23 protein-coding genes and 1 pseudogene are annotated in these 23,302 nt (G+C 69.6%); 18 read left to right on the top strand and 6 right to left on the bottom strand.

Annotated elements, in window-relative coordinates:
* Window positions 1-137: 137 nt before the first annotated feature.
* The 9 genes from ACZ5WE_RS37750 to ACZ5WE_RS37710 all read left to right on the top strand — a co-directional run bounded on the left by ACZ5WE_RS37750 (window position 138) and on the right by ACZ5WE_RS37710 (window position 8,266).
* Window positions 138-782 carry an HAD family hydrolase gene (locus tag ACZ5WE_RS37750; protein ID WP_467695913.1) on the top strand — a complete coding sequence of 215 codons (645 nt, stop codon included), beginning with the start codon at window positions 138-140 and terminating at the stop codon, window positions 780-782.
* A gap of 194 nt (window positions 783-976) precedes the next feature.
* A complete protein-coding gene (locus ACZ5WE_RS37745) occupies window positions 977-1,672 on the top strand; it encodes a VC0807 family protein (RefSeq protein ID WP_467695914.1) in 696 nt (231 codons plus the stop codon).
* An 85-nt stretch (window positions 1,673-1,757) separates the two neighbouring features.
* Window positions 1,758-2,999: an MFS transporter gene (locus ACZ5WE_RS37740; RefSeq protein ID WP_467695916.1), complete on the top strand. Its 1,242-nt coding sequence runs from the start codon at window positions 1,758-1,760 to the stop codon at window positions 2,997-2,999.
* The gene (locus tag ACZ5WE_RS37735; RefSeq protein WP_467695917.1) at window positions 2,950-4,125 is read left to right on the top strand and encodes an acetoin utilization protein AcuC; all 1,176 of its coding nucleotides are present in this window, start codon (window positions 2,950-2,952) and stop codon (window positions 4,123-4,125) included. The genes ACZ5WE_RS37740 and ACZ5WE_RS37735 overlap by 50 nt, the downstream gene beginning before the upstream one ends.
* 263 nt (window positions 4,126-4,388) lie before the next feature.
* Window positions 4,389-5,204 carry a phosphatase gene (locus ACZ5WE_RS37730; RefSeq protein WP_467695919.1) on the top strand — a complete coding sequence of 272 codons (816 nt, stop codon included), beginning with the start codon at window positions 4,389-4,391 and terminating at the stop codon, window positions 5,202-5,204.
* A gap of 132 nt (window positions 5,205-5,336) precedes the next feature.
* Window positions 5,337-5,546: a helix-turn-helix domain-containing protein gene (locus ACZ5WE_RS37725; RefSeq protein ID WP_157869005.1), complete on the top strand. Its 210-nt coding sequence runs from the start codon at window positions 5,337-5,339 to the stop codon at window positions 5,544-5,546.
* Window positions 5,547-5,672: 126 nt separating this feature from the next.
* Window positions 5,673-5,771, top strand: a complete 99-nt coding sequence (locus tag ACZ5WE_RS37720) for a 30S ribosomal protein bS22 (protein ID WP_003948845.1) — start codon at window positions 5,673-5,675, stop codon at window positions 5,769-5,771.
* Between the two features lie 348 nt (window positions 5,772-6,119).
* Complete coding sequence (locus tag ACZ5WE_RS37715; RefSeq protein ID WP_467695920.1) at window positions 6,120-7,166, top strand: NAD-dependent epimerase/dehydratase family protein; 1,047 nt, start codon at window positions 6,120-6,122, stop codon at window positions 7,164-7,166.
* A 14-nt stretch (window positions 7,167-7,180) separates the two neighbouring features.
* Window positions 7,181-8,266, top strand: a complete 1,086-nt coding sequence (locus ACZ5WE_RS37710) for a lysophospholipid acyltransferase family protein (RefSeq protein ID WP_467695922.1) — start codon at window positions 7,181-7,183, stop codon at window positions 8,264-8,266.
* A 128-nt stretch (window positions 8,267-8,394) separates the two neighbouring features.
* Here the strand turns inward: ACZ5WE_RS37710 and ACZ5WE_RS37705 are convergent, their stop codons facing one another.
* From ACZ5WE_RS37705 to ACZ5WE_RS37695, 3 genes are all read right to left on the bottom strand, one after another.
* The gene (locus ACZ5WE_RS37705; protein WP_467695923.1) at window positions 8,395-9,636 is read right to left on the bottom strand and encodes a DUF5667 domain-containing protein; all 1,242 of its coding nucleotides are present in this window, start codon (window positions 9,634-9,636) and stop codon (window positions 8,395-8,397) included.
* A 298-nt stretch (window positions 9,637-9,934) separates the two neighbouring features.
* Window positions 9,935-10,726, bottom strand: coding sequence for an ECF subfamily RNA polymerase sigma factor, BldN family (locus tag ACZ5WE_RS37700; protein ID WP_160506459.1), 792 nt, complete (start codon window positions 10,724-10,726; stop codon window positions 9,935-9,937).
* Between the two features lie 301 nt (window positions 10,727-11,027).
* Window positions 11,028-11,981, bottom strand: a complete 954-nt coding sequence (locus ACZ5WE_RS37695) for an HAD family hydrolase (protein ID WP_467695925.1) — start codon at window positions 11,979-11,981, stop codon at window positions 11,028-11,030.
* Window positions 11,982-12,119: 138 nt separating this feature from the next.
* Between ACZ5WE_RS37695 and ACZ5WE_RS37690 the strand changes: the two genes are divergently transcribed.
* The 7 genes from ACZ5WE_RS37690 (at window position 12,120) to ACZ5WE_RS37660 (ending at window position 20,088) form a co-directional block, all read left to right on the top strand.
* A complete protein-coding gene (locus ACZ5WE_RS37690) occupies window positions 12,120-12,398 on the top strand; it encodes a glutaredoxin family protein (protein ID WP_399397822.1) in 279 nt (92 codons plus the stop codon).
* Between the two features lie 305 nt (window positions 12,399-12,703).
* Complete coding sequence (locus ACZ5WE_RS37685) at window positions 12,704-13,459, top strand: redox-sensing transcriptional repressor Rex (protein ID WP_467695926.1); 756 nt, start codon at window positions 12,704-12,706, stop codon at window positions 13,457-13,459.
* Window positions 13,456-15,180, top strand: a complete 1,725-nt coding sequence (locus ACZ5WE_RS37680; protein ID WP_467695927.1) for a glutamyl-tRNA reductase — start codon at window positions 13,456-13,458, stop codon at window positions 15,178-15,180. Before ACZ5WE_RS37685 ends, ACZ5WE_RS37680 begins: the two co-directional genes overlap by 4 nt.
* Complete coding sequence (hemC, locus tag ACZ5WE_RS37675; protein WP_467695928.1) at window positions 15,177-16,136, top strand: hydroxymethylbilane synthase; 960 nt, start codon at window positions 15,177-15,179, stop codon at window positions 16,134-16,136. Before ACZ5WE_RS37680 ends, hemC begins: the two co-directional genes overlap by 4 nt.
* Window positions 16,133-17,791: a bifunctional uroporphyrinogen-III C-methyltransferase/uroporphyrinogen-III synthase gene (locus tag ACZ5WE_RS37670; RefSeq protein WP_467695930.1), complete on the top strand. Its 1,659-nt coding sequence runs from the start codon at window positions 16,133-16,135 to the stop codon at window positions 17,789-17,791. Before hemC ends, ACZ5WE_RS37670 begins: the two co-directional genes overlap by 4 nt.
* 149 nt (window positions 17,792-17,940) lie before the next feature.
* Window positions 17,941-18,933 (top strand): porphobilinogen synthase, encoded by a 993-nt coding sequence (gene hemB / locus ACZ5WE_RS37665; protein WP_467695993.1) that lies wholly within the window; start codon window positions 17,941-17,943, stop codon window positions 18,931-18,933.
* 177 nt (window positions 18,934-19,110) lie between these two features.
* On the top strand, window positions 19,111-20,088 hold the full coding sequence (locus tag ACZ5WE_RS37660) for a zinc-binding dehydrogenase (protein WP_467695932.1): 978 nt from the start codon (window positions 19,111-19,113) through the stop codon (window positions 20,086-20,088).
* Here the strand turns inward: ACZ5WE_RS37660 and ACZ5WE_RS37655 are convergent.
* A complete protein-coding gene (locus ACZ5WE_RS37655) occupies window positions 20,085-20,960 on the bottom strand; it encodes an NAD(P)-dependent oxidoreductase (RefSeq protein WP_467695934.1) in 876 nt (291 codons plus the stop codon). The two genes, ACZ5WE_RS37660 and ACZ5WE_RS37655, sit on opposite strands and share 4 nt — an antisense overlap.
* 170 nt (window positions 20,961-21,130) lie before the next feature.
* The gene (locus ACZ5WE_RS37650) at window positions 21,131-21,661 is read right to left on the bottom strand and encodes a DUF4232 domain-containing protein (protein ID WP_467695935.1); all 531 of its coding nucleotides are present in this window, start codon (window positions 21,659-21,661) and stop codon (window positions 21,131-21,133) included.
* A gap of 203 nt (window positions 21,662-21,864) precedes the next feature.
* Between ACZ5WE_RS37650 and ACZ5WE_RS37645 the strand changes: the two are divergent.
* Window positions 21,865-22,047, top strand: a pseudogene (locus ACZ5WE_RS37645) (helix-turn-helix domain-containing protein); the annotation flags it as partial.
* A gap of 84 nt (window positions 22,048-22,131) precedes the next feature.
* On the opposite strand, the gene ACZ5WE_RS37640 reads toward ACZ5WE_RS37645, so the two are convergent.
* The gene (locus ACZ5WE_RS37640) at window positions 22,132-22,395 is read right to left on the bottom strand and encodes a hypothetical protein (RefSeq protein WP_467695999.1); all 264 of its coding nucleotides are present in this window, start codon (window positions 22,393-22,395) and stop codon (window positions 22,132-22,134) included.
* Here ACZ5WE_RS37640 and ACZ5WE_RS37635 point away from each other — a divergent pair, their 5' ends adjacent.
* Window positions 22,396-23,244 carry a hypothetical protein gene (locus tag ACZ5WE_RS37635; protein WP_467696000.1) on the top strand — a complete coding sequence of 283 codons (849 nt, stop codon included), beginning with the start codon at window positions 22,396-22,398 and terminating at the stop codon, window positions 23,242-23,244.
* Window positions 23,245-23,302 lie beyond the last annotated feature (58 nt).

Raw genomic sequence — 23,302 nt, 5'->3', positions numbered from 1 at the left:
ACTGCAGGGGGGACCCTGTGGGAGAGTAGGACGCCGCCGAACTATTATTGACGGGAAACCCCCGCACCCTCTGGGTGCGGGGGTTTTCTGCGTTCCAGGGTCCTTCAAGGGCCCTTTCCTGCGTTTAGGGTCGAGTTATGCGATACGACTTGGTCATCTTCGACAATGACGGCGTTCTCGTGGACAGCGAGCCGCTCTCCAACACCATCCTTGCCGCCTATCTGACCGAGCTCGGCCATCCCACCACGTACGAGGACTCGCTGCGTGACTACATGGGGGCCGCCGTTCATCGCGTACACGATCTTGTTCTTGAGCGCAGTGGGCAGCGGCTGCCCGAGGAATTTGACGCGGCCTTTCACGCTCGGGTCTTTGCCGCCTTCGAGCGGGAGTTGCAGCCCGTGGAGGGGGCCGTCGGCGTACTGGAGAAGCTGGTGGCGGACGGAGTGCCGTACTGCCTTGCCTCGTCCGGGAGCCATGAGCGGATTCGGGTCGGGCATCGGCGTACCGGACTCGACCGGTGGTTCGGTGACGAGCGGATTTTCAGCTCCGAGGACGTGGGGCGGGGGAAGCCGGCTCCGGATCTCTTTCTGTATGCCGCCGAGCGCATGGGAGTGGCGCCCGAGAAGTGTGTGGTGATCGAGGACAGTCCGTTGGGGGTGAAGGCCGCTGTTGCGGCGGGGATGGATGTGTACGGGTTCACGGCCATGACGCCGGCCGAGCGGCTTTCGGGGGCCACTGAACTCTTCGGGGACATGGGGGAGTTGGCTGACCTGCTCGCATGACCCGGGTCGGGGGAGCGGCCTGACATTTGTCACTGCCAGGTCCGGACGATCGTTTCTGTCGGCCGATGTGCGGTCGCGGCGAAGCTGAGTACGTCGAGAACGAACGGGACGTACCCGGTGCCGGTGCCGGTGCCGGTGCCGGTGCCAGTGACAGTGCCGGTGCCAGTGACAGTGACGACGGAGGACCGATCCCCATGAGCCAGCTCGCCACCCCGGCCACAGACACAGCAGCGGGCGCTTCTGTGCGGCGGCCCCGCTGGGAGTCGCTGAAGCCGCTCGTCCTGGACGCGGCGGTGCCCACAGCCTCGTACTACCTGCTCAGCAAGGGCTTTGGGATGGGCACCATGGCGGCGCTCGCCTGGAGCAGTGTGGTGCCTGCCGGGCGGACGCTGTGGAGCGTGGTCCAGGAGAGGCGGGTCAATGGTCTCGCGGCGCTCATCCTGGCCGCCAACGTCGTCGGGTTGCTGCTCAGCCTGTTGGCCGGTGATCCGCGCCTGATGCTCGCCAAGGACAGTGGGATCACCGCGACGATCGGGCTCGCCGTGCTGGTGTCCGTGGCCGCCGGGCGGCCGTTGATGACCGTGGGGCTCAAGCCCTGGGTGACCAAGGGGAATCCGGTGCGGACCGCTGTGTGGGAGCGGTTGATCGCCGAGCGGGGGCGGTTCGCGCGGATGGAGCGGACGTTTTCGGTGATGTGGGGTGTGGCGCTGTTCGGTGAGGCGACGGTGCGGGTCGTGGGGGCCTACACCCTGCCGGTCGACACCATGGTGTGGCTCGGTGGGGCGATTGCCGCGGTCACTATTACGGCGACGGTTGTGGTGAGTGGTGCCCTGGTCGTCGACCCGATGGAGAAGAAGGTGACCGAGGAGGTCGCCGCGCTCGGGCGGTGAGGCCGTGATGTGGCGGAGTGCGGCCGGGAATTGGTTGAGTGATCTATCTACCCACTGGTAGCCAGGGGTCCTACGCTCAGCAGCCATGACAGATGAGCTGCGGCGCGGCAGGGCCTCTTTGGCGTTCAGCTTCCTGGTGCAGGGCGTCACCTTCGCGTTGCTGGTGACGCGGATCCCCGCCATTCAGGATCGGTACGGGATATCCGACGGCCTGCTGCCGGTGTTTCTGGCCGCTGTGCCGATCCTCGCGGGGGTCGGCAGCGTCGGCACGGAATGGCTGGTCAAGAGGGTGCCGCCCAGCCGAGTACTGCGGTGGTCGCAGCCCGTGGTGCTTCTGGCGCTGCTCGGGGTCGGCGCGGGCGACGCGCTGTGGCAAGTAGCCGTGGCCCTGGGGGCGTTCGGGCTCTCGGTAGGGGCGCTGGACGCGTCCATGAACATGCTCGGGGTGAGTCTGCAGCGGGCGTACGGGCGCAGCATCATGCTGGGGTTTCACGCGGCGTACAGCCTGGGCGGGATCGTGGGGGCGTCGATCGCTTGGGCGGGGGCGCACTGGGATCTTTCGCTCTTCGTGTCGTATCTGCCGGTGGTCGTGGTGCTGTTGCCGGGAGCGTTCGTGGGAAGCCGGTGGTACGCCGATGCCACTGCCACTGCCACTGCCACTGTCGATGCCGGCGCGGCTGCGGGTGGCGCCGGGGAGCGGAAGGGCGGGCCCGTCGTCTTCAAGCTGCTCCTGCCGCTCTGCCTGGTGATGACCTTCGCGTACATCGGTGATTCGACCGTTTCCAACTGGAGCGCGAAGTATCTGCAGGATGTCCTTGGGAGTTCGGAGGAGGTCTCGACCGTCCCCTACAACGTCTACATGGTCATGACCCTGCTCGGGCGGGGGCTTGGGGACCTGGGCGTGCGGCGGTTCGGTGCCGTGGCGGTGGTGCGGGTCGGGTCGGTGGTGGGCGCCATCGGTTTCGCCGTCGTGGCGGTGGCTCCCGGTGCGTGGACCGGGATTCTGGGCTTCACTGTGCTCGGGCTCGGGCTGTGTGTGATCGTTCCGCAGACCTTCGCCGCGGCGGGACGGTTGTTCCCCGGCGCTTCGGACGCCGCTGTCGCGCGGCTCAATGTCTTCAACTACGTGGGGTTCCTGATCGGTTCACCGCTGGTGGGCGCGCTCGGGGATGCCTGGAACTACCGCGGGGCGATGCTCGTTCCCATGGTGTTGGTGCTCGTGACCTTGTTGTACGCCCGTTCTTTCGCCCCCGGAGCGGACCGATACGGTGACGGGCATGAGCGGCCACGCACAGCTGATGTGGGACGAGGCAGTAACGGGCTATGACTTCGGTCCTGAGCACCCCATGGACCCGGTCCGGCTCGCGCTGACCAGAAGCCTGGTCGGTGCCTTCGGGCTCGACCGTGAGCTGGAAGTGGTCGCGGCCAAGCGTGCCGGCGACTCGACGTTGCGGCTCGTGCATCGCGGTGACTATGTGGAGGCGGTCAAGGCCGCGTCCGCCGATCCGGCATCGGCGGACGGCAGCTATGGCATCGGGACCCCGGATGATCCCGCCTTCGCGGGGATGCACGAGGCGTCGGCGCTGATCGCCGGGCAGTCGGTGGGTGCGGCCGAGGCGGTATGGCGCGGGGAAGCGCTGCACGCGGTGAACTTCGCGGGCGGGCTGCACCATGCGATGCCGGGGTCCGCTTCGGGGTTCTGTATCTACAACGACGCCTCGTTGGCCATCGCGCGGCTCCTCGAGCTGGGCGCCGAGCGGGTCGCGTACGTGGATGTGGATGTGCACCACGGGGACGGGGTGCAGGCGTCTTTCTGGGACGATCCGCGGGTTCTGACGATCTCGATGCATGAGCATCCGCGGACGCTGTTTCCGCAGACCGGGTGGCCCGAGGAGACGGGCGCGGCCTCCGTGGCGGAGGGGTCGGCCGTCAATGTCGCGCTGCCCGCGGGGACGGGGGACGCGGGGTGGTTGCGGGCATTTCATGCGGTGGTGCCTGAGCTTCTCGCCGACTTCCGGCCCCAGGTCCTTGTCACTCAGCATGGCGCTGACACACATTTCGAGGATCCCCTCGCGCATCTTGCCGTTTCGCTTGATGCGCAGCGGGCCGTGCAGGTCGCCTGCCATGAGTTGGCGCATTCGTACGCCGATGGGCGCTGGGTCGCTCTCGGTGGGGGCGGGTATGCCGTGGTGGACGTGGTGCCCCGGTCCTGGACGCATCTGACCGCCATCGCCGCGGGGCGGGAGGTTGCGCCTTCCGCGGAGATTCCTGAGGCCTGGCGGCAGGAAGTCTTCGCTCGGACGCGGCAGTTGGCGCCCGCGCGGATGACTGATGGGCGGTGGCCTGTCTCCTGGGCGGACTGGGAGGGTGGGTACGACCCTGCGGATCGGCTTGACCAGGCGGTGCTTGCTGCTCGCCGCTCGGCGTTTCCGCTGCGGGGGTTGTTGCCGTAAGGGGGGTGTGGGGCTGGGGCGGTCCCTGCGGGGCTTTCCCCAATCCCGCCCCTTCCCGAAACCATGGGGCTCCGCCCCCTGGACCCCCGAAAAGATGGCCTCAAGCGCCGGCCGGGTTGGGTGGGGTGGCCTCAAGCGCCGGCCGGGTTGGGTGGGGTGGCCTCAAGCGCCGGCCGGGCCTGATTGTGGCCCTGTTAGCCCAACGGTGGGGCATTTCCGGGGTTTTGGGGGCGCCGGAATGTTCACTGCGGGACGCTCACAGCGTGTTGAGCACCGGAGCGTTGCGTGCGCATCTGTTGGCTGCCCGGCTGGCCGGGCCCGTGGCCACCACGCGGGAAGAGAGCCTGCGGAGCTATCGGCTCTTCGCGGCCCGGGACCCGCGGATACTGCTCGGCCTGGATCCCGAGTGGAGCTGGGGGCCCGGTGACCTGCTGGGGCTCATGGCCGACAAGTGCGGGGTGTCCGCCGACCCCCGGCACACCTCGGGGGGCGATGTCATCGACCCGGAGCGGACGTTGGCCGCGCTCGACGCCTTCGCCGAAAGGCTCGCGGACGCGGCGCGAAGGCGGCTTCCCGTGCTCTTCGGGACCGGACATCCGCACCGGCTCCTCGGTTTCTACGCCGCCCTGGCGGACGCTTTGTCGGCGGCCGGGTGCACCGTTCTCACCCCAGCGGAGGGCAAGAGTGTCGACATAACGACCCGGTTCGGCCTACGCACGTACAACCTTGACTACGTACAAGGAGTCGCGCTGGTGCGGGAACCCGGCGCGCGTCCCACCGGGAGTGAGACCGGCGCACATACCCACTCTCCGCTCCCGGTTCGAGCCGCTCTCGCGGCTGCCGCGGAGGCTGAGGGACCGCTTCCCGAGCTTGTCATCGGGGACCACGGGTGGGTCTGCGGGGCAGGTCAGCTGGGGTTTGAGGCGATCGGTCTGGCGGATACGGACGATCCCGCGCTGTTCGTCGGAGAGGCGGAGGGGCAGGTGTCCGTCGTCGTTCCGCTTGATGACGCTGTGCGGTCGGATTACTACCGACCGCTTACTCGCTATGTACTCAATCGAGCGTGTCTGTCACAGTAGGCGGCCGATCGCTACTCCTCTTCCCCACTCGCATCATCCGCCCCTAGTCTGGGGAGTGAGCGCGCAGCGACGAAGCGTCACCGGAAGGGGAAGCCGGTGCCCGTCATGTGCGGAAGGTTCAGGTGGGGTGTCATGGCTGCAGACCAGAGGCCGCTGAACGAGGTTCAGTTCTTGACCGTGGCGGAAGTCGCCTCGGTGATGCGAGTGTCCAAGATGACCGTGTACCGCTTGGTGCACAGCGGTCATCTGCCCGCCATCCGGGTCGGAAGGTCCTTCCGGGTCCCGGAGCAGGCGGTTCACGAGTACCTCCGCGAATCCTATGTAGGAGTCGAGGCGGGCTGACCGGAGCCGGTCGATCCCCCTCGATTACGTCCCTCACCCGGGGGCGGGTAGGCTAGGGCCGACGTAGGTCGTGTGGGCCCAGTCAGCTGCCCCGCACCGAGTGAAGAGAAGTGAGCGAGGGTAGTCGTGGGCTCTGTTATCAAGAAGCGGCGTAAGCGGATGGCCAAGAAGAAGCACCGCAAGCTGCTGAAGCGCACCCGCGTTCAGCGTCGCAACAAGAAGTAAGCGACAGCTGTTCAGCGCGTACCGAAGCCCTCCCGTCATCCGACGGGAGGGCTTCGGCGTTTTCGGGGTACTCGCAGGGCGGCCCGGGGCGTCTTCCGGCCGCTTTTCGGGCTACGACGGACGGCCCAGGGGCTTGTTTGGACCGTGCGTCGTGGGCAGGATGTGCGTCCCGATCCGGCGTACGTCCTGGTCTGGGCGTAGGGCCTGGTCTGTGCGCTTGTATGTGGGTGTCGTCACTTCCTGCAGCAGGCGGTCATCACAGCGCAACATCGACCAGCTAGCGTGTGCCAGGAGAGAAATGACGGGGCGCGGCAGGACTTCGAGGGCTGGGGAAGGCAGGCGCTGATCTTGGGCAAGGTCGTGCTCGTGACCGGGGTGGCCCGACAACTGGGCGGACGGTTCGTCCGACGTGTCCTGCGGGACCCCGAGGTGGACCGGGTCGTCGCCGTGGACGCGGTACCTGCCGAGCACCATCTGGGCGGCGCCGACTTCGTGCAGACCGACATCCGGCAGCCCGGGATCGCCAAGGTGCTCGCCGAGTTCTCCGTCGACACGGTCGTCCACCTGGACGTCACCGGCACCGCGCTGGCCGGCGGGAACCGCGGTTCGCTCAAGGAAACCAACGTCATCGGCACCATGCAGCTGCTCGGCGCCTGCCAGAAGTCGCCGACGGTCAAGCGGCTCGTGGTGAAGTCGAGCACCAACGTGTACGGCTCCGCGCCGCGCGACCCGGCGGTCTTCACCGAGACGACACCGCCGAAGTCGCTGCCGAGCGGCGGCTTCGCCAAGGACACCGTCGAAGTCGAGGGTTACGTACGCGGCTTCGCGCGCCGCCGCCCGGACGTGGCGGTCTGCGTGCTGCGCTTCGCGAACATCCTGGGCCCTGCCGCGGACTCCCCGCTCGCCGAGTACTTCTCGCTGCCGGTCCTGCCGACCGTCTTCGGCTACGACCCGCGGCTGCAGTTCGTGCACGAGGACGACGCGATCGAGGTCCTGCGCATCGGGGCGCGCGATCCGGAGCGCGGGACGCTCAACAGCGGCACGTTCAACATCGCCGGTGACGGCCTGCTGCTGCTCTCGCAGTGCTCGCGGCGCCTGGGGCGTCCGACGCTGCCGGTGTTCATGCCCGCGGTCACCTGGGTCGGCCAGGCGCTGCGCACCCTGGGCGTGACGGACTTCTCGCCCGAGCAGATCAGGCTGCTCACCCACGGCCGGGTCGTGGCCACCCGGCAGATGCGCGAGACACTGGGCTTCAGCCCCAAGTACACGACCGCGGAGACCTTCGCGGATTTCGTACGCAGTCGGGGTCCCGGGCTCCTGCCGCCGCAGGCCGTCGCGGGGGCCATCGACCGGATCGCCACGCTGCCCTTCGCGGGCAACCAGAGCGCCAACTGAGGAGAGCGTCAACGATGGCGGACGCCAAGGTCATTCCGTTCGACGACGACCGGTCGCGCGCGGGTGCGCAGCGCCCGTCGCGGCGCAGGAGCGCGGCCCTGCGCAAGAACGATCCGGCAGCCGTGCGTGAGGTCACGGCCATGCCCGGCCAGCAGGACGGAGAGCCGCAGGTGGAGCGGGCCGAGCGGGAGCCTTCGCGTCAGGGGGCGCCCGCGTCGGCGGCCGCCGGCGGGGCCGAACCGGAGCCGCGGGGCGGTGGCGGTGGCCTGGAGCGGCGCATCGCGGGTGGCCTCGCGTTTCTGCGGCGGCGGCTCACGGGTGACTACGAGGTCGATGACTTCGGTTACGACGAGGAGCTCACCGACCAGGTCCTGATGTCCCTGTTGCGGCCGCTGTACGAGAAGTACTTCCGCGTCGAGGTGAAGGGCATCGAGAACATCCCGTCGGAGGGCGGGGCGCTGATCGTCGCCAACCACTCGGGGACGCTGCCGCTCGACGGCCTGATGATGCAGGTCGCCGTGCACGACAACCACCCTGAGGGGCGACATCTGCGGCTGCTCGCCGCGGACCTCGTCTTCATGCTGCCGGTGGTCAACGAACTGGCCCGCAAGGCGGGGCACACGCTGGCGTGCGCCGAGGATGCGGAGCGTCTCCTCGAGCGGGGTGAGCTGGTCGGGGTGATGCCGGAGGGGTTCAAGGGCATCGGAAAGCCGTTCAGTGAGCGCTACAAGTTGCAGCGGTTCGGGCGGGGCGGTTTCGTCTCCACCGCGCTGCGGGCCGGAACCCCGATCGTTCCCTGCTCGATCGTGGGGGCGGAGGAGATCTACCCGATGATCGGCAACGCGAAGACGTTGGCGCGGGTGCTCGGCTTCCCCTACTTCCCGATCACGCCTACGTTCCCTTGGCTCGGCCCGGTGGGCGCGGTGCCGTTGCCGACGAAGTGGACGATTCAGTTCGGGGAGCCGATTCCCACGGACGGGTATCCGCCGGAGGCGGCGGAGGATCCGATGCTGATGTTCAACCTGACCGATCAGGTCAGGGAGCAGATTCAGCACACGCTGTACAAGCTGCTGGTGCAGCGGCGTTCGGTCTTCTTCTGAGAGAGAGTCGGGACGGTCGGTCCTCTTCTGAAGAGTCGGGGCGGCCGGTCTTCTTCCGCGACATGATCTGACACAGGGAGGGGGCCAGATCCTTCAGGATCTGGCCCCCTCCCTGTGTGCCGCTCCTTCTACCTCGCGTCCTCTTCGTCGATTCCCAGGCCCGGCAGCAGGCCGGGCAGAATCGGCGGGACCGTGACGTCCGGCTTGGCCGACGGGGACTCCTTGGCGGACGATTTGCCGTCCGCCGGGCTGCTCGGAGTCGTGTCGGACTTCGGCGGGTCCAGGAGGCCGCCCGTGTTGCCGCCGAGGAGGCCGTCGTCCTTGCTGCCGCCGTCCGATGTGGACGGGTGGGGCCTGCTGTTGTCGGCGCTGGAGCCTTCCCGCGGGGACGAATCCGGTGCTGAGGGGCTGTCCGGGGCCGAGGAGCCGGACGAGTCGCCCTGGCTCGGCTGCCCGGGGGCGTCGCTCCTGTCCGGGGTGCGCGGGAGGAGCGAGCGGAGGGGCTCCACCTCCTGGTCCATCGCGTCGAAGACCGAACTCACCTGCTCGCCCACGTCGCCGAGCTGGACGGGCAGTCGGCTCTGCAGGTCGCTCCAGCTCCTGCGGTGCGACTCGGCGAACGCGGACAGGGTCTGGATGTGGCCGAGCGAGCCGTCCCTCTCGTACGCCTGGTGCAGAAGGCGGTGGCCTTCCGTGGCGTCGTGCCGCATGCCCGAGAGGGCTCGCCTGATCTCGCCCAGGGATTCGTGGTCGAGGTCGCCGACGCGACCCCGCTCCATCAGCCTGCGGGCTTCGTTCAGGCGCGTCGACGCGTGGTCGAGGTAGACCCCGCCCTTGTCGCTGTCGCCGTCGGCCATGCCCAGCTTGAGGTCCTCCATGCCGCGCTTCAGGCCGTACAGCGAATCGCCCGGCAGCGCGTCGGAGCTGGCCGCGGCCACCCCGCTGAACGCGCCGGCGGCCACGCCGACGGTGAGCCCGCCCGCGGCGATGCCTTGCGACAGCCGGGAGCGCGGCTTCAGTTTGCGCAGTCCCGTGGCCCGGTGGGCACCCTTGCGGGACCGCTGTTCGGGCACCGATGTGCCGATGGTCCCACCGCCCGCGGCCGTGCCCTCAAGGAGCATGGCCTCCATGGCAGCTACGAGCTGGGCCCGCTGGACCACTTTGACCTCGGGATCCAGCTCCGGCTTCGGCAGCTCGCCGAGGCCGGTCGCCAGGGTCAACATCCGGTCCGGGGCCGTCTGTTCGGACGGCACGGGATCGGGCGTGACGGAACCTTCGGACTGCTCGGCCGCCGGGCCCTGGTCGGATTGCTCCTCCAGGGCCTGGGCGAAGGCGTTCGCCCGCCGGTGTGCCGATACGTTCGCGATCACTGGCGGCACCTCCTCTCGTCATGACGGTCGACTCCCCAGGGGGTCCTGAGGGTTGCACGAACTGAGCATTTCCACACGATCGAGTGAGCGAGTGGGGTATCCACCGCTCATGAAGAGCTCGGGGAAAGTCAGGGAGCAACCACAGGGAGCCTGCATCCCGCACAACGAGCGTCGCGGCACTTGGGTTACGGACGGAGGATGATCGGACCGCCCAAATTCCGTGACGGCCATCTGGCCGCCACGGAAGGTGAGTTGGGCACTCCGGACGGCTACAGAGGGCGATCGGCGGCGCGCGGCGCTAGCGCACGTCGTCGGGCAGAAGCCGGGCCAGTGTGCGGACGGCGCGGTACTGGAGGGTCTTGATCGCACCCTCGTTCTTGCCCATCACACGAGCGGTCTCGGCGACCGAGAGGCCCTGCAGGAAGCGCAGGGTCACGCACTCCTGCTGCTGGGGGTTGAGGCGGCGCACGGCGTCGAGCAGTGCGGCGTTGGAGAGGGACTCCAGGACGGAGTCCTCGGGGCTGCGCTCGACCTCGTTGGCGTCGAGCATTTCGCCTGTGGTCACTTCGAGGCGGAATCGGCTCGATTTGAAGTGGTCGGCGACCAGGTTGCGAGCGATGGTGACGAGCCAGGCGCCGAAGTCGCGGCCCTGCCAGGTGAACGTGCTGATGCGGCGCAGGGCGCGCAGAAAGGTCTCGCTGGTGAGGTCCTCGGCGGTCGCCTTGCCGCCGACGCGGTAGTAGATGTAGCGGTAGACCGTGTCGCTGTACTGGTCGTAGAGACGGCCGAAGGCGTCGGACTCGCCCGCCTGGGCGCGTTCGACCAGGTCCATCATGCGGGCGCTGTCGCTGTCCGCGGCGGGACGGCGGGGGGTGGGGGTTGAGGTGGCGGCAGAGGCGGAACGAGCCCGTCTGCTGACCGCCGCGCCGCTGTCCGCCAGGGCATAGACGGGCCCGGCGGGTGTGGGGACGGCAAATGCGGGGACGGCGGGGCCGGCGTACGCGGTGGGGACGAAGCCGCGCAAGCGGTCGGCGACCGTTGCGCGCAGCGTAGCCAGGCCCGAGGCGTCAACCCCGACGTGTGGGTACACGGGACTCCCAGAGGCAGAGCTTCCATCACGTGCAGTGCGGAACCGTTCACCCGTCGTAGCGACGTGTGGGGTCCGTAATGCGTCTGAGGAGAATAACGCTTCGTACAGGCGGCACTACACCCAGTTGCTCAAATCACCGATTACGTCGCTTCTGTTACCGGTCTATGCCCGTTCAAGTAGCACAGAGTGAACGCTTGTTGATCGAAAAGGGTCACATTCCGTCTAAGCGCGGGGCGTGTTGTGGCCGAGTGCTACCAACGTGACTGGCGAGAGCCCGGGCGGGGTAGGACCGAGAGAATGTTCAGTGGCGGCGGCGGTGCAGGGCGATGGCCGCGGCCGTGCCGCCCGCGATGGCGCCGACGCCCGCTGCGGCGGGGATGCCGACCTTGGCGGCCTTGCGTCCGGTGCGGTAGTCCCGCAGCCGCCAGTCCCGCTCACGTGCGTGCTTGCGCAGCTTGGCGTCGGGATTGATCGCGTACGGATGCCCGACGAGCGAGAGCATCGGGATGTCGTTGTGCGAATCGCTGTACGCGGCGCAGCGGGCCAGGTCCAGGCCCTCCGCCGACGCGAGCGCGCGCACCGCCTCGGCCTTCGCCGGGCCGTGCAGGGGCTCACCGACGAGCTTTCCCGTATAGACGCCGTCCACGGACTCGGCGACCGTGCCGAGCGCGCCGGTCAGGCCGAGGCGGCGGGCGATGATCGTGGCCGTCTCCACCGGGGCGGCGGTGACCAGCCAGACCTTCTGGCCCGCGTCCAGGTGGGCCTGGGCCAGGGCGCGCGTGCCGGGCCAGATGCGCTCGGCCATGTACTCGTCGTAGATCTCCTCGCCGATGGACATCAGCTCGGCGACGCGATGGCCCTTGACGATGGACAGGGCGCTGTCGCGGGCGTCCTGCATGTGCTCGGGGTCCTCGACGCCCGCGAGCCTGAACCACGCCTGCTGCCAGGCGAATCGGGCCAGCTCCTGGCGCTCGAAGAACTTCCTCTTGTAGAGACCGCGGCCGAAGTGGAAGATCGCGGCGCCCTGCATCACGGTGTTGTCGAGATCGAAGAAGGCGGCGGCCTTGTCGTCGCCGAAGACCGGGAACTCCGGCCCCTCGGGCTCCTGGGGCGCTGCGTCGAGAACCGCGGCCTCGTCGAGGGCCTCCAGCTCCTGGGAGGTCTTGCGCGCTGCCTCAGCCGAGGCCTCGCCTGCCAACACGCTCCGCGCGGTGGCGGAGCGCCTACGGGGGGTGAGCCATCCGAGAGCGGCCATGTCGTGAGCATAGCTAGTTCGTTCGGTCGTTCTGGAGTCGGCAGGATTCGGCGCTGTGAACTCTTCGCGGCCGCACCGTTAAAACAGACGGGCAAAGAGACGGCCCACGCGGCGCGTCGGCGGGGCGAGAATGGTGTCATGAGCCCGATTTTTCGCCGTACGGAGAAGAAGAAGCCCCAGGACCGGACGGTCACCCTGATCGGTAAGCCCGGGTGTCATCTGTGCGATGAAGCACAGCTGGTGATCGAGAAGGTCTGCGGCGAGCTGGGAGTCGTATGGGAGAAGAAGGACATCACGCAGGACGAAGAGCTCAACCGGGCCTACTGGGAACAGATCCCGGTGGTTCTGGTCGATGGAGAACAGCACACCTTCTGGCGGGTGAACGAAGATCGACTGCGCCGCGAGCTCGCCCCGTAGTCCGAATCGTCACTGACCGACGAGTCCAAACGGCCCGAATGGTCCCTTAGGATCGTGGGCGGTTTTGGTCTCGGGGGCGATGATCGTGAGGAGAGTGTGCGGTTTTGCCCCCATCAATTGAGCGCCGCGGCCTCATGTGCGCCGGTTCCCGGTACGTGCGCCGGGGGCGCGTGACCCCGGTCACGTTGGCCGGGCAAATCGGACACCATCTTTGTGCACGCGTTCACAAAGACATAGCCTGCATTCGACGGGGCGGTCTGGGGACGTGTGACCGCCTGCAGCCCCGCTCTACCCGCAGGAGCACCGTGGCAACTGGCCGAACTCACCGACCGGCGACCCGCAGCCGAGGGATTCCCGAGGCCACCGTCGCCAGGCTTCCGCTGTACCTCCGAGCCCTCACCGCACTGTCGGAGCGCTCGGTGCCCACGGTCTCCTCCGAGGAGCTCGCGGCCGCCGCGGGGGTCAACTCCGCGAAGCTGCGCAAGGACTTCTCCTACCTCGGTTCCTACGGGACACGCGGTGTGGGCTACGACGTCGAGTACCTCGTCTACCAGATCTCACGCGAGCTCGGCCTGACCCAGGACTGGCCCGTCGTGATCGTCGGTATCGGTAACCTCGGTGCGGCCCTTGCCAATTACGGCGGGTTCGCCTCGCGCGGCTTCCGAGTCGCCGCGCTGATCGACGCCGACCCGGCCATGGCGGGCACGCCCGTCGCGGGCATGCCGGTGCAGCACACGGACGATCTCGAGAAGATCATCAGTGACAACGGCGTCTCCATCGGCGTCATCTCCACCCCGGCGGGCGCCGCCCAGCAGGTCTGCGAGCGGCTCGTCGCCGCCGGTGTGACCTCGATCCTGAACTTCGCGCCCACCGTTCTCTCCGTGCCCGAGGGCGTCGACGTACGCAAGGTGGACCTCTCCATCGAGCTGCAGATCCTCGCCTTCCACGAGCAGCGCAAGGCCGGCGAGGAAGCGGCGGCCGACGGCGCCGTGCCGCCCGCCGCCACCAAGCAGCAGCGGAAAGGGCCCGACGGGGATGTCCCCGCCGTGATGCCGGCATGAGTCTCCTCGTCGTCGGACTGAGCCACCGCAGCGCTCCCGTGAGCGTCCTGGAGCGGGCGGCGCTCAACGCGGACGCGCAGGCCAAGCTCCTGCAGGACACGCTCGCCGCCGAGCCCGCCGCCGAAGCGGCCGTGCTCGCCACCTGCAACCGCATCGAGCTCTACGCCGACGTGGACAAGTTCCACGCGGGCGTCGCCGAGCTGTCCACGCTGCTCGCCCAGCACAGCGGCGTGGGCCTCGAAGAGCTCACCCCCTATCTCTACGTCCACTACGAGGACCGAGCCGTCCACCACCTGTTCTCGGTGGCCTGCGGCCTGGACTCGATGGTCGTCGGCGAGGGGCAGATCCTCGGCCAGATCAAGGACGCCCTCGCGCGCTCCCAGGAGCTGCACACCGCGGGGCGCCTCCTCAACGACCTGTTCCAGCAGGCCCTTCGGGTCGGCAAGCGCGCGCACTCGGAGACCGGCATCGACCGGGCCGGACAGTCGCTCGTGACCTTCGGCCTCGAACAGCTCGCCGGGCGCGAGCCCGTGGACACCTGGGCCAAGGGCAAGCGCGCCCTGGTCATCGGCGCGGGCTCCATGTCCTCGCTGGCCGCGGCCACGCTCGCGCGGGCCGGGGTCCACGAGGTCGTCGTCGCCAACCGCACCCTGGACCGGGCGCACCGCCTGGCCGAGATCCTCTCGGAGGGCGGCACGGGCACCATCGCGCGCGCCGTGCCGATGGATCAGGTGGCGGCCGAACTGACACGTGCAGATGTCGCCGTCTCCTGCACCGGGGCGACCGGTCTGGTCCTGACGGCAGAGGCCGTCGCGGCGGGCGTGGCCGACCGTACGGGCGCACCCGTCGCAGTGGGTGCGCCGCGCGTGCCGGCAGCGGGACCCTCCTCCTCGCCCGCGCCGCACGGCGCGGACACCGACGAGGCATGCCCGCTCGGCCTCTCCGGCGACGGGGCGGCCGTGCCCCGCGGCGTCGGGTTCTCCGTCATGGGCGAGGAAGCCGTCGCCGGGATGGACGCCGCGACCCTGGAGCAGCACGCCGCCTGGGTGGACAACGCACCCGCCGAGCGTCGCGACGACCCGCAGCGCGAGGCCGACACCATCTCCGCGCTCGCCGCGGCCGTGACCGCCACCGGGCGCGTGCCCGAGCGCCGCCGCGGCCCCTCGATCGTCGAGACCGGCAACGTCCTGCTCGCCCTGCTCGACCTGGCCATGCCCCGCGACATCGACGGCGCCGTGCACCGCATCGACGGCGTACGCCTCGTCGACATCGAGTCGCTCGCCGAGGCATCCGCCGACGCCCCCATGGCCGAGGACGTGGAGCGCGTGCGCGCGATCGTCTCCGACGAGGTCGCCGCCTTCGGCGCCGCGCAGCGGGCCGCGCACATCACGCCGACCGTGGTCGCCCTGCGCACCATGGCCGCCGACGTCGTCGCGAACGAGATCGCGCGGCTCGACGGACGGCTCCCCGGACTTCCGGAGAAGGAGCGCGCGGAGATCACCCAGACCGTCCGCCGCGTCGTCGACAAGCTGCTCCACGCACCCACCGTGCGGGTCAAGCAGCTGGCCGGCGAGCCCGGCGGTGCCGGGTACGCCGACGCGCTGCGCACCCTCTTCGACCTCGACCCGCAGACGGTCGCCGCCGTCAGCAGGGCCGACAAGATCAATGAACCCACCGATCAGAACGCATCGCAAACAGATCCGAATCGAGGCCGGGCATGACCGAGAGGGCACTGAGGCTCGGGACACGGCGCAGCAAGCTGGCCATGGCCCAGTCCGGGCAAGTGGCCGAAACAGTGAGCCAGTTGACCGGCCGCCCCGTAGAGCTCGTGGAGATCACGACGTACGGCGATACGTCCCGTGAGCAGCTGGCACAGATCGGCGGCACCGGCGTCTTCGTGACCGCCCTGCGCGACGCGCTGCTCGCCGGCGAGGTCGACTTCGCCGTCCACTCGCTGAAGGACCTGCCGACCGCGCAGCCCGACGACCTGGCCCTGGCCGCGGTCCCGCTGCGCGAGGACCCCCGCGACGTACTCATCGCGCGCGACGGGATGACCTTCCCCGAGCTGCCCAGCGGCGCGCGCATCGGCACCGGTTCGCCCCGCCGCATGGCGCAGCTCAACGCCTACGCCCGCAACCACGGACTCGCCATAGAGACCGTGCCGATCCGCGGGAACATCGACACCCGCATCGGGTTCGTGCACAAGGGCGAGCTCGACGCCGTCGTGCTCGCCGCCGCCGGGCTCCACCGCGTCGGCAGGATCGACGAGGTGACCGACTTCCTGTCGGTCGACACAGTTCTGCCCGCCCCCGGCCAGGGGGCACTGGCGATCGAATGTGCCGCGTCCAACGCGTCACTGACCGCCGCGCTCGCCGAGCTCGACGACCCGTACACCCGGGCCGCCGTGACCGCCGAGCGATCCCTGCTCGCCGCCCTGGAAGCCGGTTGCAGCGCACCTGTGGGTGCGTTGGCCGACTTGCTGGCCGACGGGCAGATTGTCAAGGAAATGCGCCTGCGCGGCGTCGTCGGGGCAACCGACGGCTCGACGCTGGTGCAGCTGTCCACCACCGGTCCCGTGCCCGAGACGCATGACCAAGCCTTGGCGCTCGGCCGTGAACTCGCTGCCGAGATGCTTGCCAAGGGCGCGGCCGGTCTGATGGGGGAGCGAGCACTTTGAGCCCCACCTCGAACCTTCCCGGCCTTCCCGCACACGGGCACGTCACCTTCCTGGGTGCCGGACCCGGAGATCCGGGACTACTTACGCTGCGCGCCGTGGAGGCGCTGGCCCGAGCGGACGTACTGATCGCCGAGCCCGATGTGCTCGACGTCGTGCGCGCGCATGCCAGGGGAGGTGTGGACACACCTCAGCCAGGGACAGTTGACGACGCGTCAGCGATCGCCGAAGCATCGACTTTGCGAGCCGCCACCAATCTTGTCATGGAGGCGGCACGGGGCGGCAGGCGGGTCGTACGTGCCGTCAGCGGCGACGTCGGACTCGACACCTACGCGGCCGAGGAGATGCTCGCCTGCGCCGCCGAGGGCATCTCCTTCGAAGTCGTGCCCGGCATCGCGGCGGCGGTCGGTGTACCCGCCTACGCGGGTGTTCCGCTGCGCGACGCCCAGGGCACGGACGTGCGTTTCGTCGACGCGCGCACCGCCTCCGACCGCTGCTGGAGCGAGGTGGGGGCATCCGACGGGACCGTGGTCGTGTCGGCCTCCCTGGACTCCGTGGCCGCGGCCGCCGGTGAACTCGTCTCGTCCGGACGCAAGCCGGACACCCCGATGACGGTGACCGTCGCCGGTACGACGACGCGCCAGCGCACCTGGCAGGCGACCCTGGGCACCATCGCCCAGGTACTCAAGCAGGCGAAGGTGCTGCCGTCGCCCGACGGAGGCCAGCCCGTCATAGCCGTGGTCGGCGAGCGGTCGTCCGCCGCCCAGCGCGACCAGTTGTCGTGGTTCGAGTCGAAGCCGCTCTTCGGGTGGCGCGTGCTCGTCCCGCGCACGAAGGAGCAGGCGGCCTCGCTCTCCGACCAGCTGCGGTCCTACGGCGCGGTGCCGCACGAGGTGCCGACCATCGCCGTCGAGCCGCCGCGTACGCCCCAGCAGATGGAGCGCGCGGTCAAGGGCCTGGTCACGGGCCGCTACGAGTGGATCGCCTTCACCTCCGTCAACGCGGTCAAGGCGGTGCGCGAGAAGTTCGAGGAGTACGGGCTCGACGCCCGCGCCTTCGCCGGGATCAAGGTCGCGGCGGTGGGCGAGCAGACCGCAGCGGCGCTGATCGCCTTCGGCGTGAAGCCCGACCTGGTGCCCAGCGGTGAGCAGTCGGCCGCCGGCCTCCTGGAGGACTGGCCGCCGTACGACCCGGTCTTCGACCCGATCGACCGCGTCTTCCTGCCGCGGGCCGACATCGCCACGGAGACGCTGGTCGCCGGGCTCATCGATCTCGGGTGGGAGGTCGACGACGTCACCGCCTACCGGACCGTGCGTGCGTCGCCGCCCCCGGCGGACACGCGCGAGGCGATCAAGGGCGGCGGCTTCGACGCCGTGCTCTTCACCTCCTCGTCGACCGTGCGGAACCTCGTCGGCATCGCCGGCAAGCCGCACAACGTGACCGTCATCGCGTGTATCGGCCCCGCCACCGCCAAGACCGCGGAGGAGCACGGCCTCCGGGTGGACGTGATGGCCCCGGAGCCTTCCGTCCACAAGCTGGCCGAGGCGCTGGCCGAGTTCGGAACGCGGCGTCGAGCGGCCGCGCTTGACGCGGGGGACCCCGTCACCCGGCCCAGCGAGCGGCGGCCGGGGTCCCGTAGGCGGCGGGCGGCGCCCTGACGCTCAGGCGTACCGTAATCACCGGCTTCGCCGAGCTCGTCCTCAAGCGCCGGACGTTCGTCCTCAAGCGCCGGACGGGCTAGTTACTTCCCGGCCCCGGCTGAGTTCCTTCAGCCGGGGCCGGAATCTTTCGTGAGGTGAGAGAGACAGTGACCACCAAGTACGGATCCTTCCCCGGGGCCAGGCCCCGTCGCCTTCGGACGACTCCCGCCATGCGGCGCATGGTCGCCCAGACGCGGCTGCACCCGGCCGACCTGATCCTGCCCGCGTTCGTGCGCGAGGGGATCAGCGCCCCCGTGGAGATCGGCGCGATGCCCGGCGTCGTGCAGCACACCCGCGACAGCCTGAAGAAGGCCGCCGTCGAGGCCATGGAGGCCGGGGTCTCCGGGATCATGCTCTTCGGAGTGCCGGAGGAGGAGAAGAAGGACGCCGCCGGGACCGTCGGCACCGATCCGGACGGGATTCTCCAGGTCGCCCTGCGCGACGTACGCGCCGAGGTCGGCGACGACCTCATCGTCATGTCCGACCTGTGCCTCGACGAGTTCACCGACCACGGTCACTGCGGCGTCCTCGACTCCGAGGGGCGCGTCGACAACGACGCCACCCTTGAGCGGTACGCGGAGATGGCACAGGTCCAGGCCGACGCGGGAGCCCACGTCGTGGGTCCCAGCGGCATGATGGACGGTCAGGTCGGCGTCATCCGTGACGCGTTGGACCAGGTCGGGCACGAGGACGTCTCCATCCTCGCCTACACCGTCAAGTACTCGTCCGCCTTCTTCGGCCCCTTCCGCGAGGCCGTCGGCTCGTCCCTGAAGGGCGACCGCAAGACCTACCAGCAGGACCCGGCCAACGCCCGTGAGTCCCTGCGCGAGCTGGCGCTCGACCTCGAAGAGGGCGCCGACATGGTGATGGTGAAGCCCGCGGGCCCCTACCTGGACATCCTCTCCAAGGTCGCCGACGCGGTCGACGTGCCGGTGGCGGCGTACCAGATCAGTGGCGAGTACGCGATGATCGAGGCCGCCGCCGAGCGCGGCTGGATCGATCGGGACCAGGCGATCATGGAGTCGCTCACCGGCATCAAGCGCGCGGGCGCGAACATGATCCTCACGTACTGGGCGACTGAGGTGGCGCGGAAGCTCTGAGGGGCCGGCCGGGGGTGCGCGCTGGCCGGCCGGGGGTGCGGGCTATGCGGGCTTGGTGCGGGCTCGATGCGGGTTCGCTGCGGGCTTGACCTCAAGTTTGCTTGAGGTTGCAGGGTGGTGTGCATAGACGTTCCGCCGACGCCCTGTCGGTGTCGGTCGACGTTCTGAGGAGGACGTATGCGCGCCGTTGTGCTGCACGAGTTCGGGCCCGCCGAGAATCTGACGTACGAGACCTGGCCCGACCCCGTTGCGAGGCCGGGCCAGGTGCGGATTGCCGTACGGGCGGCGGGAGTTCACTTCGTCGAGACCGTCCTGCGGCGCGGTGACGCGGGCGACATGGCGCCGCCGGAGCCCGAGCTGCCCGCCGTCTTCGGCGGAGAGGTCGCCGGAATCGTCGACGCGGTGGGCCCCGGCGTGGACCCCGAGTGGCTGGGGCGGGCCGTCGTGACCCCACGCAGTGAACCCGGCGGATACGCCGAACTGACGGTGGCCGACCTGGCCCAGCTGCACGAGGTGCCGGACGGGCTCGGTTTCGAGTCCGCCGTGGCCATGGTGATGACCGGGGCGACGGCCATGGGGCTCCTGGATGTCGCTCAACTCACCTCCGACGACGTGGTGTTGGTGACTTCCGCCGCAGGCGGGGTCGGTCGGCTCGTGGTGCAGTACGCCCACGCGCTCGGGGCGGTCGTCATCGGGGCCGCCGGTGGGCCCGACAAGGTCGAGGCCGTCTGGGAGCTCGGCGCCGATCTCGCCGTCGACTACAACGAGCCCGGCTGGACGGACACCGTGCGCGAGCGCCTCGACGGACGCCAAGTGACGGCCGTACTCGACGGAGTGGGCGGCGAGAAGTCCGCCGCCGCGTTCGGACTCATCGGCGCGGGTGGGCGGTACGTGGTCATCGGCTGGTCCTCGCAGGAAGGATTCGAGCCGGACGCGGGGGTCGTGGAGGAGCGGGGCATCACCGTCACCAACGCGCTGATGCAGCTGATGGCCCGGCCCGAGGACGGCCCCGACCAGGAGCGGCGTGCCCTGGAGGCCGCGGCCAAGGGGGAGTTGGTGCCCTCGGTGCAGACGTTCCCGCTGTCGGATGCGGCGCTGGCCCATGCGGCGATGGAGCGGCGGGGGACCACGGGGAAGGTGGTGCTGGTGCCTTAGCCGTTCTTGAGCAGGGTCGCCAGGCGCGAGAGCCCGTCTGCCGCGTGGCCCTCGGCGATCGAGCGGTCCAACAGGCCCTGGAGAGGCCTGAACAGCTCGTCGCTGATTCCCCCCTGGGCGTATGCCGCAAGGAAGTTGGGGAGCGCGGCTTGGTTGATCTCCAGAGACGAGACGTCCGTGAGGTGCTGCCCGGAGTCCAGCGCCTCGGCCATGCGGGGCACCAGGCCGTCCGTCATGGCGTTGACCCACTCCCTGAGCAGCGGCGCGAACTCTCGGGCCGGTACGCCTCCGCTGCCGATCAGCGCGTACGCCTGGACCACGCCCATCACCATGCCGTACATCCCCGTGAGCAGGGACAGGTCGTACAGCGCCGCGCTGCCCGGGTCCTTGCCCACCCACTTGGTGGCGGCGAGCGCGGACAGGGTTTCGCGGTGCGCGGCGAAGACCGCCTCGTCGCTGCCGCTGTAGAGGACGTACGCGCCGGGCGTCGCGATCATCTGGGGTACGGCCATGATGCCGCCGTCGATGTACGCGATGCCGTGGACCGCCGCCCAGTCGGCCAACTCCCTTGCCTGGCCGGGCGTTCCGTTCGTGAGGTTCACGACCGTACGCCCGGCGAGGGTCTCCGCCTCCGGGGCGAGGAGGGCGCGGACGTCCGCGTTGGTGGTGAGGCAGACGATGGCCAGGGGACTCGCTGTGATGGCCTCCCTGACCGTGGCCGCGGGGCTCGCGCCCTGGGCGACCAGGGGCCCGGTCTTGGAGGCGGTGCGGTTCCAGACCGTGGTCGGGTGACCGGCTTTGACCAGGGCGGTGGCTAGGGCGGTGCCCATTAGGCCCAGGCCCAGGACGGTTGCGGGGTTGGGGGTGGGCATGGGGAGCTCCTTTGAGGGGGCGTTCCGGCCGGTCTTCCGGTGCGCCTTTGATCCTCGTGGGGCCCTGCGGAGGCGACAAGTACCGACTAATTAGTGCGGTACTTACCTGCTGGTGAGGGTGGGACGCTGATCAGTTGGTTCCTACGTTGGCTGCTTCGATGCCGGGGGTGTCACCACATCAGGGCCGCCGAAGCCGTTGTCTGCCAGTACGTGACATATGCCGAGCTGTCCACGTACACGCCGCCCTCCGGGAGCTTCGGTGTTGCCGGGTTGCCTACGCTGCCGTTCATCGCGCGGTTGGAGAAGTAGGCCTCCAGGTTCTGGGCCTGGGAGCCGTCCGAGCCCTCGGGGGATGACGTGCCGATGGCCGCGTATGCCGTCTGGCCCGGCTCCAGCGTGACGACCGCCTGGGGCCGGCTCGCCTCCACCCACGGCGTGGACGACTGGCCCTCGTCGAAGCGGAGGAACGGGGCGCCGTACGCGTAACACGTCTTCGTGCCCGTGTTCTTGGCCTTCACGAGCAGGTGGTTGAGGGGGCGGTCGACCTGGTCCACGGTGACCTTGGTGGTGGCGGCGGTGCAGGTGACCGGCGCCGACTTCGCGGCGGGCGTCGCGGCCGAGGCGGCGCTGCCGAGCGCGGTGAGCGAGAGGGCGGCGGTGAGGGCTGCGGCGGTGGCGGCGGCCTTGGTGGTGAGGCGCATGGCTGGTCTCTTTCGGTGTGACGGGAGTGACGTGAGCCGCGCCGAGGTGTCCCCGGATGCGGCGTGCTTGTATGGCCACAGCTTGTGCGGGGTTTTGTCCCAGGAGCCAGCGTGGGACGGCAGTTGGGGACGTTGGGACGCTCGTACGGCTGTGAACTGCGGAAACTCCGTTCCTTGGAACGGCTGGATGGGATGGAGAGAGCGTGGGGGCGGGCGATCTCGCGGAGTTGCTGCGGGAGTTGAAGGAGCGGTCGGGGCTCAGTTACGGGGCGCTGGCCAAGCGGTTGCATGTGTCGACGTCGACGCTGCACCGCTATGTGAACGGGTCCGCCGTGCCCACGGAGTTCGCTCCGCTGGAGCGGCTGGCCCGGGTGTGCGGGGCCTCGCGGGAGGAGATGGTCGAGGTCCATCGGCGGTGGATCCTGGCCGATGCCTCGCGAGGTGATCGTAAGGAGGAGGCATCCTCGTCCTCATCCCCTGCTGTTGCGGACCCCCCCGAGTCCGACGCCCTTGCCGTTGCCGGTGGGGGCGGTCGCGGGAGCGGGGAGGTGGGTGAGGATGGGGATGGGGATTCTGGTGGTGGTGCGCCCGGCATCGTGATTGGGCGGGCGCCCGTGCCGGTCGCTCGGCGTCTGCCCAGGGCGCGTGTTCTTGTTGCCGCCGGTGTCGTTCTCGCGCTCGGTGCCACCGCCTTCGCCGTACAGGCCGCTTCTGGTGGCGGTGACCGTGACCATGTGTCCACCGACTCCCCCAGCGCGGAGGGCGGGGAGGCGGACAAGAGCCCGGATGCCGCGTCCGCGTCGCCCTCCGCGAAGGAGCCGAGGAAGGGAAAGGGCGGCAAGGAGACGGCCGGTTCCGAGAAGCCCGCGAGCGGGGGCGAGCAGGGTGATGGCCAGGCCCGGGCGCCCAAAGGCGGCGGCAAGGGTAGTGGTGGTGCCGACGCCGGGCCGGCTCCGGTGACCGTTTCCACCCAGCCCCAGTACTGGGATGCCCCCTGCGGTCACCCCTATCTCGTCGACAAGGCCCCCGGCACCCTCTCCCCGCCGCCCAACGAACAGGACGCCGCCGGCTGGGTTTCCGCGAACGGCGCGGTCTCCGCCCGGGACCAGACCGTGAAGCTGACGGTCCAGGGCACGGGCAAGGACACCGTCGTCCTGGAGTCCCTGAACGTCCGCGTCGCCGGAACCAGCGCACCCCTCGCGTGGAACAACTACAAGATGGGATACCTCGGCGTCGGCTGCGGCGGCAGCGTGCCCCAGCACTCCTTCGACGTCAACCTGGACGCGTCGGTGCCACGCCCGGCCCCGCAGGCGGGGGAGAGCGGCTTCCCGTACAAGGTGAGCGCGAGTGATCCGGAGGCGTTCTACATCAACGCGACCGCCAACACCCGTTACGTACGGTGGTACTTGGAGCTGGAGTGGTCGAGCGGCACCCGGCACGGCACCGTCCGCATCGACGACACGGGCAAGCCGTTCGCCACGAGCGGCGACCAGAGCCGTCCCGTCTACGGGTACTCGCTCGACGGCAAGAAGTGGATGAAGACCAATCGTGACGACGACCAAGGGGTGGACACCGGCGAGTAGTTGCCGGAGGTGGGGCGGCAGCGGTCTGTACGGCGCGGTCCGCATTCCGGAATGGCGT

The sequence above is a fragment of the Streptomyces sp. NPDC033180 genome, assembly GCF_055577645.1.
Note: the sequence above shows the minus strand (reverse complement) of the source record. Positions and strands in the feature narration are given on the sequence as shown.